Source organism: Enterococcus sp. DIV1411a (assembly GCF_050531945.1).
In the GTDB taxonomy this organism is placed as follows: domain Bacteria; phylum Bacillota; class Bacilli; order Lactobacillales; family Enterococcaceae; genus Enterococcus_B; species Enterococcus_B faecium.
Genome location: NZ_CP172892.1, coordinates 114,470 through 126,177, shown reverse-complemented (window position 1 = coordinate 126,177; position 11,708 = coordinate 114,470). Strand labels below are relative to the sequence as shown.

The window sequence follows — 11,708 nt, the reverse complement described above, 5'->3', positions numbered from 1 at the left end:
CGTAATTTTACAAAAATTTGAGAAGCAATTTTCGTAAATCCCTTCTTATTTCTTGAAACTGACCACTTCTGTCACGACCTCTTCCTTAAACGGTGTTCAAAAGCTTGCATCTGCGGTAATAAGCCCAGAAAAACGAAAAATAGGAGGAGCTATTTTTGTTTGGCTGGGCTTATTACTTGATGCAGAACAGCTTTTTCACAACCTCTTTTAAATCACGCTTAACTCTTTCAATGCCTTCCAAATTCCATCCTGATCGTTTGTATCAGTGACCATCTTAGCTTCTGCTTGTACTTCTGGCACAGCATTCCCCATAGCTATCCCAATTCCTGACATGCGCAACATTTCACGGTCGTTTTGTCCATCGCCAAAGCTGATGATGTCTTTATGAGGGATGCCTACTTGTTCTGCTAAGTGCAGAATTGTCGCTGCTTTAGAACCATTTTTAGGTACGACATCTACACTGTTCTCATGCCAGCGGACAAATCGAATTTTATCATATGAAGAGAACTTCCCATCATATGTTTGATCGAAAAATGCTAACGCTTGGTATATTTCTTGTTCCTCTGCAAAAAACTGATCTAATTCAGGCAAGACAGCACCGAAAGAATGCATCGCTTCTTCCATCACCGTTACATCATTGGAAGAAGAACGCTTGATATTGTCTAAGCTGACAAAAGCTGTATCGATCTGCTCATGATGCGCTTCTTGAACGAACGCATCCAACTGGTCGCGATCTAGTAAATTCTTATATACTTGTTCATGGTCTAAAAAACCGGCCGCTCCATTACATAAAATGTAGTTCGTAAAATCAAGATCGCGAATGATCTCTTGCGCATGAAATCGGCTCCGCCCTGTAGCAATCGTGACCAGATGACCGGCTTTGCGTAATTTTTCCAATGCTTCTCTCGTGCTATCTAAAGCTTGTTTGTTTGAATCTAACAACGTTCCATCAATATCAAAAGCAAATAATTTGCGTCTCATCTCTTGTCGTCTCGCTTTCTTATAAATACTTACTTGCCTCTCGAACAGCTAACTTACTCAAATCTGTTGTCAGCTGTCTTTTTACCCAATCGGCATCGGTCTTACTGTAATCGCGTAATGCCCAACCAATTGCTTTTTGGATAAAGAATTCCTTTGTTTGACGATCTTCGTCTATTGCTCGGATCAATAGTCCTGTGTCTGTTTGCTGTTTATAACCTAATTGCAACGTGATTGCTATTCGACGTAGCCAAAAATCTTCCTTTTTTTCAAACAATTGAAAGACTTCTTCACGCTGCTCTGGGTAGGCTTTACACCATGTGCTGTATACTTTTCTCCAAGAGTCGATGCTGTCCCACCATTCTTTTTTCTGAACTAGTGGCAACAATACGACTAAGTCTTCAAATGTAAGCCGTTTGATGTTTTTCTGGACTAAATCGATCGCTACATACTGATACTCTCTTTCGATTTGTTCATAATAATAATGAACAAAAGCTAAAACTTCAGAAATAGATAAATTTTTGCTCTCATCCAGTAACGGTTGTTGTAAAAGAGCGCGTTCCGGCTTAGGTACTCCAGCAAAGGAAAAAAGATTTTTCATGTACTTTTCCATTTGTAACGCTTTTTCCTCATTTTTTGGAAAAACTAAAACTTCCATGGCACTTCCCCTTTAATGAACGACTTTTTAGTCCACATAGGATGATTTTGACTGATTCAGCCAAGCATATCCCAGTCCCATTACTAAACCGCCACCAATATAATTTCCTGCCAAAGCAAAAAACAAATTATGTAACACATTGCTGACTGTCATTCCATCCATCTGTCCTTGAGAAGCAAAGTAAGCAAGCGTAAAGGCAGGAAAATTCGCTATCACGTGTTCATATCCTAAAAAAGCAAAAATGAAAATGATGAATACGACTGTGATCACTTTCCCGGCATCCTCTTTCATCCGCATGCTGATCAGTACAGCGGTATTGACAACGATATTCGCAAACATCCCTTCCACCAAAATCGTTGCTGCAGGTTTTGCTAGTTTTACTGCTATTGATTCTAACATAAAGTTGTCCAACGTTAAATCTTGAAATGGCGTAGTCATAGAAATTAGAAATCCACATAATATACCGCCAATCATATTGAAAAAAATACAGGCAAATAGAATCTTGGCTGCCTTACTTAAAGCAAGTCTCTGCCGAAAAACACCCACGGTCATATAAAGCATATTCGATGTTCCTAATTCGGCGTTCATGTATAGAATCATGACCAGACCCCAGCTGAACATAAATGCGTATAAAATCTTTCCTAGACCATGCGCGATATCTTCCCCCTTCATCGCGATCGCAAATGCCACAGCCGTTCCTAAAGTCAAAAACAAACAGGCGAGAACCGCTCGAACAGCGTAACGTGAAAAGCTGTTTTCAAAAAGATTCGCCTTCTTTTCAATTGAAGCATCGATTTTCTCAAATAATGGTGATACCGGATTCATTGATTTTCTCCTTAAACTTCCTTCGCTTTTTTCCATTTGCACATACCCTCCCATTTTATAAAGACAGCCTAGGTTTGTAAAGCGTTTTTATGTACTAATTATCTTGACATTCATGGATGATCTATCATATACTGTAGTTTGTGTAAAATAATGCAGCAGAAAAATAATAACTCATCCCTAGTTTGTTGCCCCGTCTCGGGTTCGATTGTGTAACCGCGGCTGCAAAGGTGAAGATTGAAGAACAAACTATATGATTATGAATTTTTCAACGGATTATTTTACTCCAAAAACTTATATTCATTGGAGGAAATTTTAATGTCTCGTTATACAGGACCATCATGGAAAATTTCTCGTCGCTTAGGCATCTCATTGTCAGGCACAGGAAAAGAATTAGCACGTCGCCCTTACGCACCAGGTCAACATGGACCTAACAGCCGTGGCAAACAATCAGAATACGGCATGCAATTAACTGAAAAACAAAAACTTCGTCACATGTACGGAATGAACGAACGTCAATTCCGTAACTTGTTCGTAAAAGCTAGCAAAATCAAAGAAGGTAAACATGGTGTTAACTTCATGATCTTACTAGAACAACGTTTAGACAATGTTGTTTACCGTTTAGGACTTGCAACGACTCGTCGTCAAGCACGTCAATTAGTTAACCATGGTCACATTTTAGTTGATGGCAAACGCGTTGATATCCCTTCATACCACGTAGAAGTGGGTCAAGTGATCTCAGTTCGTGAAAAATCACAAAACATCGTAACAGTAAAAGAAGCTGTAGAAGCAACTGTTGGACGCCCAGCATTCGTAAGCTTTGACGCTGAAAAATTGGAAGGTTCATTGACTCGTTTACCAGAACGTGACGAACTATATCCAGAAATCGACGAAGCTCTTGTCGTTGAATACTACAACCAAAGCTTATAATTTCAAAAGCTTTCTTGAAAAAGACCGCTATCTATTGGATAGCTGGTCTTTTTTTATATTTTCTATTTACAAAGTAATCACTTTGTTTTACAATTTCGTTAACCAAATAAAAATATTAAGTTAACGAAAAGAGGGCGTTATGAACCGAACATTGAAAGAATTGATACTTGCTGCGGAATTTGCCGCGATTATTTCTGTCCTTTCTCAGATGACCATTCCTTTTGGTTTGGTTCCTTTGACAGGGCAAACATTTGCTATTGGATTAACAGCAACTTTTCTCGGAAGAAAACTAGGATTGATATCTGTTGGAGTTTATCTTTTACTTGGCTTGATTGGTCTTCCTGTATTTTCAGGGATGACTGGAGGTATAGCTGTTTTATTTGGGCCAACTGGCGGATATTTGATTGGATTTCTCTTACAAACGTGGATAACTGGTTGGATGATCGAAAGAACGGATGCTCATTACTTATATGCAATCTTTGCCAATCTAATGGGCTCTCTTGCTGCATTGATCTGCGGAACGATCTGGCTGAAAATAAGTGGTGATCTTACTTTTACAACTGCATTTGCCAGTGGACTACTGCCGTTTTTACTGCCGGAAGCAATCAAGGCAACTGGAGCAGCTTATATCGGTATCTTGATGAAAAAACGGCTAAATCGATTTCTTCATACAAATTAATCAAAAAAGCAGCATGGAAGAAGACTCAACATTCAGTCTCTTCCATGCTGCCCTATTTTAAATTAAACAGATCTTTATTTTGACAAATCCACTTTTTTACCGATCCAATAAATAATTATCCCACCGACAATCATTGATGCCAATTCTCCTAAAGCAATCACCCACCAATTCAAGAAAAAAGGTAGTTGATATAAAATCGTTAGCTGACCAGCTACTGTAAACATGGAAAAAGCAAATACGCATGCTGTCACGGCCATTTTGATTTTCATGTTTTTGATGCGACTAGTGATTTTATAGTTGATAAGCAATACAAGCAGCGTGCTGACGCTTCCTACTACAACATCTATCAGTCCAAGAGGAGAAGCAATATTAGCCAAAGCTACTCCCGCTGTTACCGCGACGATGTATCTTTTGTTATACAAGGACAGATAGTTGAACATCTCCGAGAGACGAATCTGAATCACTCCAAAGCTAAAGACAGACAAAACCAGCGTCACTGCCACATATAAACCAGTGACTAGCGCCATCCGAGTCACATCTGTCGTTGTCCAGCGTTTGGCTGAACGGGTATTATTTTTTTCCATGTTCTATTTCTCCTTTGCAAGATAATTTTATCTTGGTAATGACCGCGACCAAAGGATGGGAAGAAAATTCCAACTGAAGTGTCGCAGAAGGTAGTGAAAAAGCTGCCCTGCAACAAGTAATAAGAATGGTCAAATAAAAATAGCTCCTTATATTTTTCATTTGGCTGGACTTGTTACCGCAGTTGCAAGCTTTTGAATAACGTTTATATCAAGAGGTCGTGAAAAGCCGCTTAGTTTCGAATATTAACGATTAGTGAACTACTCACCACTTAGCTAAACCTGACGGTTCTTAACGCTTGAAGTGGGAGCTTCTTGGGAATAGAGCATACTTGATAGCGTATTTCTTTACTAACAGCGGTGTCTCTTATTTACCAAGCTATCCCCGTAGTTCCTACGGTTCTTGATGATTGGATCTAAGCCAATCCCATAGAATGTAGTCTTAGACCTTCGGTCAGAATATTGATACTAGCATTGATATCACGATCATGATGAGTATGACAAACAGGACAAGTCCATTCTCGAATTTCAAGAGATTTCTTGCCATCTTTATGTCCGCACTCTGAACAAATCTGACTAGACGGAAACCATTTATCTACTTTGATGATTTTTCGTCCATACCAGTCAGCCTTGTATTGTAATTTAGTCACAAACTTTGACCAAGAAACATCAGAAATACTTTTAGCTAATTTATGATTTCGCAACATACCTTTTGTGTTTAAGTCTTCAATACAGATAATATCGTGATTTTTGATCATTTCTGTACTCAACTTATTCAGAAAATCAGTACGTTGATTCATTACTTTTTCATGCAATCTAGCTACTTTGCGTTTTTGTTTTTGATAATTTTTAGCTTCAAATAGATTGGTACCTTTATTTTTAGCCAATAAAGCACGCCTAGACAATTTGCGTTGTTCACGCTTTAGTTTCTTTTCCATTTTGGACGTGAATTTATTATTATCAATTTTTTGTCCATCAGAAAGAATCGCAAAGTCCATAATACCTAAGTCAATACCAATTGTGGAATTAGTTTTAGGTAATTCGATAATTTCTTCTTTACACAACAAAGAAATATAGTATTTACCGCTAGAATGACGTGATATTGTAGCAGATTTGATAATCCCTTTTGGTTGTCTATGAAGCTTAATTCTTACTAATGACTTCAATTTAGGAACTTTGATGAATTTACTATCAATCAAAGCAACTGTACCATTTTGATTATTCGTTGTATAACTCTGAACAGGATTTTTCTTACTTTTGAAACGTGGAAATCCAACGGATTTATCCCGAAAAAAATTCTTGTATGCTTTATCTAAATTAAGTTGGGCATTGGCTAAAGCAAGGCTATCAATTTCTTTCAAAAACGGAAATTCTTTCTTGTATTTAGCTGGTGTCGGAAAAGTCATTTTTTTAGAAGAATCATTTTTAACTTCTTCATACGCCTTTTTTCGGTCATCAAGCATTAGATTGTAGACCTTACGGACACAACCAAAAGATTTGGCAAAGAAGATTTCTTGTTCCTCTGTTGGATAGATTCTGAATTTGTATGCTTTTAGTTGTTCCATAAAGTTCACCTACTTTCTATTTATGATTGTTTCCTTGATTTTGGATATACTTCTTAATCACATCAATTGGTGCGCCACCAGTTGTCAGAAGACAAAAGCTTTTAGACCAGAACATTTCTTTCCAAAGAAATTGTTTGACTCTTGGAAAGTCACGTTTTATCAATCTTGAGCTGGCACTTTTATAGGCATTGATGAATTTTGTCAATTCTGTTTTAGGTTGAGCTTTGAACATAATATGAACGTGGTCTTTATCATGATTCCACTCCACTAAAGTAATGTGATACGATTCTGAAATTCTTTCAAAAGTAGTTTTGGCATAATCAGATATTTCATCATCAATCACTTGTCTACGATATTTCGTTACTAAAACAAGGTGGTAATAAAGAAGAAATACTGAATGATTATTTGTATCTAATTCCATGTTATATCAACTCATTTCTTGTATAGACTGATTGTAACATGGGACAAAATAAAAAGGCAATACGCCTTAGTTGTCGGTCTTCGAGTTACCAACGGTAACCCTCATACCGAACGGCATTCATCACCCACCTATAGAGGATGGGCGACTTCTGCCTAATTCTGTTAAAAAGAATTTTTTGAACTGGCTGTTCGGCATCGAATGTCGGGAACAGTCATCGACTTTTTTTATCATCAACCGTTGTTTCTCTCTTTAGTTTTATCATACAGAAGCTTGAAAAAAACACAAGGTTATTTTAACAACCATCCGCCGTCGATTGGGATGATCGTTCCTTGTATGTAGCTTGCTTGAGGAGAGGCAAGAAATAACGTCAGCTCAGCTACTTCTTCCGGCTGTGCCCATCGCTTGACTGGTGTTTCATTTGCCACCCACTCTGCCATCTCACCTTTCCCTTCAAAATCAGCCGCATTCATTGGTGTTTGGATGGCTCCTGGAGCAATTCCTTTTACTCGGATACCCTGTCCTGCGTAATCCAGAGCGAGTTGTTTGGTAAATCCGACAATCGCATGTTTCGCGCTTGTATAAGCGATCCCACCTCCACCAGCAATCAAGCCAGCAATCGAAGCCATATTGATGATCGTTCCGCTTTTTTGGCGGATCATATCAGGAAGGATGATTTTTGTCAGCTGATACATGCTTTTCACATTCGTCTCATAAATAAGATCCCACAGCGATTCGTCAGTTTCCATCAAGGGTTTGTAGGCATCCAATATCCCCGCTGTATTCAGTAAAATCGTAACTTCACCAAAATGATTTTGGCATTTCGATACCGCTTGTTGGAGTTCTTTCATTTGTCGAACATCACCTAGTGCGTAGGCAAAAGTTTCAGGAAATCGCAAAGAAAGTTCTTCCATTTTACCGAACTTTTGATCTAATCCAAATACAAAAGCATCTTGTTCAAGAAACGCTCGGGCTTGCGCAGCACCAATTCCAGAAGCAGCTCCTGTGATAAATACAACCTGTTTAGCTAGATCTGGATACTGGTTTTTCATTCTACGATCGCCCAATCATCTGCTAAAATATCACAAACTGTAGGAGCGAAGCTGGAAAAACCTTCGTCACTTGTTTTGATCAATAAGTACGGCGTCACCGGACAGCCATCAAATTCATCATCGGATACGAGAACAACATAAAGTTCAAATCCACTCCATCCTTTACGAATAATCTTTGCACCTTTTTTCAATTCTGGTAAAATTTCTTCAAATGTCATCTTTTTTCTCCTTCTTTGTTATTGTTTTAATAGTTTTTGTTTTTGAATCATTTCAAATTTTTGAGATAGTTGGATGTAATCAATTAATTTTAGTTCTTCAGTCACAATAAAATAGTCAAGATCCGCCCATGGTTTGCGGTGGACTTTACTTGTCGAAATCAGAAGATCAACTTCTCTCCCCCGATAATCTGTTGGCAGAAAAATCAGCTGATACTCATTACGGAAAAATGTCCGTAATCCCTCCTCTAACAGTTGCTCTTCAAATAATGGGAAATCTGTCATTAAAAGGATCGTGATCTTTGGAAGCTGTGGAGTAAAGGCTCCTAATGTTTTAAACACAGTCAGATACCGACCCATCAAAAACGCATGATTTTTAAATGCCAGATGATTGGGATGTTTGTGTCTACTTTCAAAAAAATGTACGAGCCATTGTTTCAATTCCTTGTTTTCAATAACTAAATGATTAATAAAATCACTACTATTGCCATCAATCGTTTCTTTCGCATTAGGAAAAAGATAGGCGAAAAAATGACTGCTGAATAAATAGTTTTCTGCCTCGAAGGTTAGATTTTCTGCTAGCAGCCCCTGCTCTTCCTGATAAAGAGAAAGAGCGGCTTTTGCTTCTGAAAGGGCTGTAAAGGGCGGTGTTTTTGCTTGTTGATGAAAATCAAAAATTTTCTTCCGTATCTTAGGATCACTATAATATTCTTCACGAGTCATCAGTACAAGAAATAATGCGCCTAACTCGTCTTCTACTTGAAAATAATTAGGAAATACCGGCTCCATGACTTGGCAAAATCGCTGGAACAACAGATTGTCAGAAATCAGCCGTCTTTTTTTCTCATTCAATACAACATAATGCTTCTGTGATTTTCTTAAAAAAAAGGCACCTAGCATGTATTCCAATCGTCTTTTTTTGATCTCGTTCAGACGAACATTAAAAAAAGCCATGATATGTTCTGCCATATTCTTTACGTCCATTTGAGAAATCGTTTCAAATGGCCAGATTTTCCCTCGAAACAACTGCCAGAATGTCATATGCAAGTAAAGTCGAATGATTTCTTCTTCGCCTTGAGCGATATATGTACCTCGTTGCAGCCGAATTCCGTAAGTTTGCAGTTGCTGTTTCCATTCATTGATTTTTCGATGAGCAGTAGATTCACTAATGTAATGCTTTTGCGCAAATTGGTACATTGTATGGAATTCTTCAAAAAAAATGTCGTGCAGCAACTGGAATTTCAGCGTACTTTGCACGAGATAGATCAAAAAACGCTCATGTTCAATTGAATCGAGCGTATCATAAAAGTTATAACCAGAACGGTGATTTTTTGTAAACAAAGGGTGTGTCTTACCGCTAAACTGCTGATAGTTTTTAGACAGCTCGTTCAGATATTTCGACACGCTGCGGGCATCCAGCTGAACAACTTGCGCTAATTGTGCAGCGGTATGCCAAGCTTGATCCTCAAAACTTTCTAGGAGGAGAATCTTATAATATAGATCTTTATCAAATTGTTTAAGATACTCGGAAGACAAATACACGTCTTTCCCTCCTTTTTTATGCTCGAACGTTTTGGTTATTGTAGCATAAAATAGTGGTTTTCGCATCAAAACAAGCCAGCAAAAGGCTGAAAGAATAACGGTAGCAATAAAACGGTCAATATTCCGTTGACGCATATCGCAAGTCCGGAAATGATTCCTTCTATTTCGCCAATCTCGATTGCTTTTGCTGTACCAATAGCATGAGAAGTACTTCCTAACGCCACACCGCGAGCAACTGGACTTTCGATCTTGAATAGGCGGAAAATATGAGTGGCGATCAGCGAACCAAAAATACCTGTAGAGACAACAATAGCAAGTGTCACGGCATTCACCCCGCCCATCGTATGAGATAAATCGACAGAAATAGCCGTCGTTACAGATTTAGGTAGTAATGAGATCACCATCTCTTTATGAAGAGAGAAGAAGTAACCGAACCCTACACTAACCAAGCAATTTGCGACTATTCCTGCTAAAATCGCAGCCATTACAGGATAAAAATTCTCTTTCAGTAAACGGAAGTTTTTATAAAGAGGGATGGCAAGTGCCACTGTCGCAGGAGTAATCAGCATAGTCAAAAAATTGCCCCCGATATTATAGTCTTTATAGCTGATCCCAGAAAAATGCAAAAATAAGATAATAACAACAATCGATAATACGAGAGGATTCAAAACAGGCAGTTTATATTTCCGCAAAAATTTATCAGATAATACATACACTCCTAAAGTCAAACTTAAGCCAAATAGTGGATTCACAAAAAACTCAGTCAATTTGATTTTCCTCCATTTCGTTTACAGATACCCTTCCTGCTTTTTTCTTACGGACATAGCCCAGCAAAGCTTCTACACCTTCTGCCGTTTTTCCCGCTGCAACCATCGTGACGATGGAACACACGACGACTGCTCCCAGTAAAACAGGCCATATCGAAGCAATATCATCAAAATATTCCAATAAACCTACACCAGCAGGAACAAATAAAATAGCTAGATTATTCAATAAAAAATCACCAGTTGCTCCGATTTTTTCAGGATCAACAAGATGCATTTCAAATGCTAAAAATAAAAAAAGAATACCTAAGATACTTCCAGGAATAGGTAAATGAGCAAAAATCCGTATGCCTTCTCCTAATACAGAAAAGAAAATAATAATGAAAAACTCTTGAAAAAATTTCATCAAACAACACTCCTTACGTATAGCTTTCATTTTACTAACAAACCTTTTCTGAAAGTTTCAAAACATGCTGTTTCTAAGATACAATTTTTGAGAAAAAAAACGTTTTTTTTTTGGTATATTTATAGTTAAGCTTGGTGATTTGTGGAGAACTTTTAAAAAGAGTTGGAGTTTTACTGTTGGTCTGGTTTCTTATAAGTAATGGAATTCATTTTTTTATTCACATTTGTTAAGACTGCAGAAATCCTTCCGACACGAAACACTGCACCGATGCTTTTCGTGTTGATGTTTCTTTTTTTTTGCATTTTTATAACTTTTGGAGGTATTTATGGATTACTCACTAATGACCCGTCTTGCGGCGGAAATGATTGGTACAGCATTACTAATCGTTCTAGGTAACGGTGCTGTAGCAAACGTAGATTTAAAAGGTACAAAAGGATATGGCAGTGACTGGATGCTGATTGCTGTCGGGTATGGATTCGGGGTTATGATGCCAGCAATGATTTTTGGTGGAATCAGCGGTAACCACATCAACCCAGCATTTACAATTGCTTTAGCATCTAATGGTCTATTCCCTTGGGCTGAAGTTGTTCCTTATATCATTGCACAATTGATTGGTGCAGCGATTGGACAATTGATCGTAGTAGCTTGTTACAAACCTTACTACGACCAAACAGAAGACGTGAACCATGTGTTAGGTACATTCTCAACAATCAACAGCGTTGGTTCTAAATTCAATGGTTTCGTCAATGAATTCTTTGGTTCATTCGTTTTATTCTTTGGTGCCCTAGGTATTACAAAAGCACCATTCTTCCAAGATAATCTTGGTACAGCTCACTTAGCACTTGGTTTCCTTGTATGGACATTAGTTGCTTCACTTGGTGGTCCTACAGGTCCTGGACTAAACCCAGCCCGCGACTTTGCTCCACGTCTTGTACACGCACTTCTTCCATTGAAACATAAAGGTTCTTCTCAATGGGGATATGCATGGGTACCAGTTGTAGCACCTATCTGTGCTGGTGTCGTAGCAGTATTCTTATATAAATTATTATTTATGGCTTAATCAAAAGCTAAATAAAAAAACTTGGTACAGCGATTGCG

At 38.1% G+C, this 11,708-nt stretch carries 14 protein-coding genes; 3 read left to right on the top strand and 11 right to left on the bottom strand.

The annotated features are described in order from the left end of the window. Positions 1-207: 207 nt before the first annotated feature. The 3 genes from IGJ87_RS00660 to IGJ87_RS00650 are packed head-to-tail and all read right to left on the bottom strand — an operon-like array spanning position 208 to position 2,515. Positions 208-981, bottom strand: coding sequence for a Cof-type HAD-IIB family hydrolase (locus IGJ87_RS00660; RefSeq protein ID WP_002327548.1), 774 nt, complete (start codon positions 979-981; stop codon positions 208-210). Between the two features lie 19 nt (positions 982-1,000). Further along, positions 1,001-1,636 (bottom strand): DNA alkylation repair protein, encoded by a 636-nt coding sequence (locus IGJ87_RS00655; RefSeq protein ID WP_002297142.1) that lies wholly within the window; start codon positions 1,634-1,636, stop codon positions 1,001-1,003. A gap of 27 nt (positions 1,637-1,663) precedes the next feature. Then, the gene (locus IGJ87_RS00650; protein ID WP_181042493.1) at positions 1,664-2,515 is read right to left on the bottom strand and encodes a formate/nitrite transporter family protein; all 852 of its coding nucleotides are present in this window, start codon (positions 2,513-2,515) and stop codon (positions 1,664-1,666) included. 261 nt (positions 2,516-2,776) lie between these two features. Here IGJ87_RS00650 and rpsD point away from each other — a divergent pair, with 261 nt between their 5' ends. Beyond that, complete coding sequence (gene rpsD / locus IGJ87_RS00645) at positions 2,777-3,388, top strand: 30S ribosomal protein S4 (RefSeq protein WP_002294265.1); 612 nt, start codon at positions 2,777-2,779, stop codon at positions 3,386-3,388. A 139-nt stretch (positions 3,389-3,527) separates the two neighbouring features. Further along, positions 3,528-4,067, top strand: coding sequence for a biotin transporter BioY (locus tag IGJ87_RS00640; RefSeq protein WP_002297145.1), 540 nt, complete (start codon positions 3,528-3,530; stop codon positions 4,065-4,067). A 74-nt stretch (positions 4,068-4,141) separates the two neighbouring features. Here IGJ87_RS00640 and IGJ87_RS00635 read toward each other — a convergent pair whose 3' ends face one another. The 8 genes from IGJ87_RS00635 to IGJ87_RS00600 all read right to left on the bottom strand — a co-directional run bounded on the left by IGJ87_RS00635 (position 4,142) and on the right by IGJ87_RS00600 (position 10,610). Then, positions 4,142-4,651: a QueT transporter family protein gene (locus IGJ87_RS00635; protein ID WP_002319451.1), complete on the bottom strand. Its 510-nt coding sequence runs from the start codon at positions 4,649-4,651 to the stop codon at positions 4,142-4,144. Positions 4,652-5,064: 413 nt separating this feature from the next. After that, entirely contained in the window at positions 5,065-6,213 is a 1,149-nt protein-coding gene (gene tnpB / locus IGJ87_RS00630) for an IS200/IS605 family element RNA-guided endonuclease TnpB (RefSeq protein ID WP_002287525.1), read from the bottom strand. A 16-nt stretch (positions 6,214-6,229) separates the two neighbouring features. Next, entirely contained in the window at positions 6,230-6,634 is a 405-nt protein-coding gene (gene tnpA / locus IGJ87_RS00625; RefSeq protein ID WP_002287522.1) for an IS200/IS605-like element ISEfa4 family transposase, read from the bottom strand. A gap of 287 nt (positions 6,635-6,921) precedes the next feature. Continuing rightward, positions 6,922-7,683, bottom strand: a complete 762-nt coding sequence (locus tag IGJ87_RS00620; RefSeq protein WP_002325191.1) for a 3-oxoacyl-ACP reductase — start codon at positions 7,681-7,683, stop codon at positions 6,922-6,924. Then, entirely contained in the window at positions 7,680-7,901 is a 222-nt protein-coding gene (locus IGJ87_RS00615; protein WP_002290506.1) for a DUF2829 domain-containing protein, read from the bottom strand. Before IGJ87_RS00615 ends, IGJ87_RS00620 begins: the two co-directional genes overlap by 4 nt. 18 nt (positions 7,902-7,919) lie before the next feature. After that, positions 7,920-9,506: a helix-turn-helix domain-containing protein gene (locus tag IGJ87_RS00610; RefSeq protein WP_002327551.1), complete on the bottom strand. Its 1,587-nt coding sequence runs from the start codon at positions 9,504-9,506 to the stop codon at positions 7,920-7,922. Continuing rightward, a complete protein-coding gene (locus IGJ87_RS00605; protein ID WP_002294273.1) occupies positions 9,506-10,207 on the bottom strand; it encodes an LrgB family protein in 702 nt (233 codons plus the stop codon). Before IGJ87_RS00605 ends, IGJ87_RS00610 begins: the two co-directional genes overlap by 1 nt. Then, positions 10,200-10,610, bottom strand: coding sequence for a CidA/LrgA family protein (locus IGJ87_RS00600; RefSeq protein ID WP_002294274.1), 411 nt, complete (start codon positions 10,608-10,610; stop codon positions 10,200-10,202). The genes IGJ87_RS00605 and IGJ87_RS00600 overlap by 8 nt, the downstream gene beginning before the upstream one ends. Before the next feature lie 325 nt (positions 10,611-10,935). Between IGJ87_RS00600 and IGJ87_RS00595 the strand changes: the two genes are divergently transcribed. Beyond that, positions 10,936-11,670 carry an MIP/aquaporin family protein gene (locus IGJ87_RS00595; protein ID WP_002290500.1) on the top strand — a complete coding sequence of 245 codons (735 nt, stop codon included), beginning with the start codon at positions 10,936-10,938 and terminating at the stop codon, positions 11,668-11,670. The last annotated feature ends 38 nt before the right edge of the window (positions 11,671-11,708 follow it).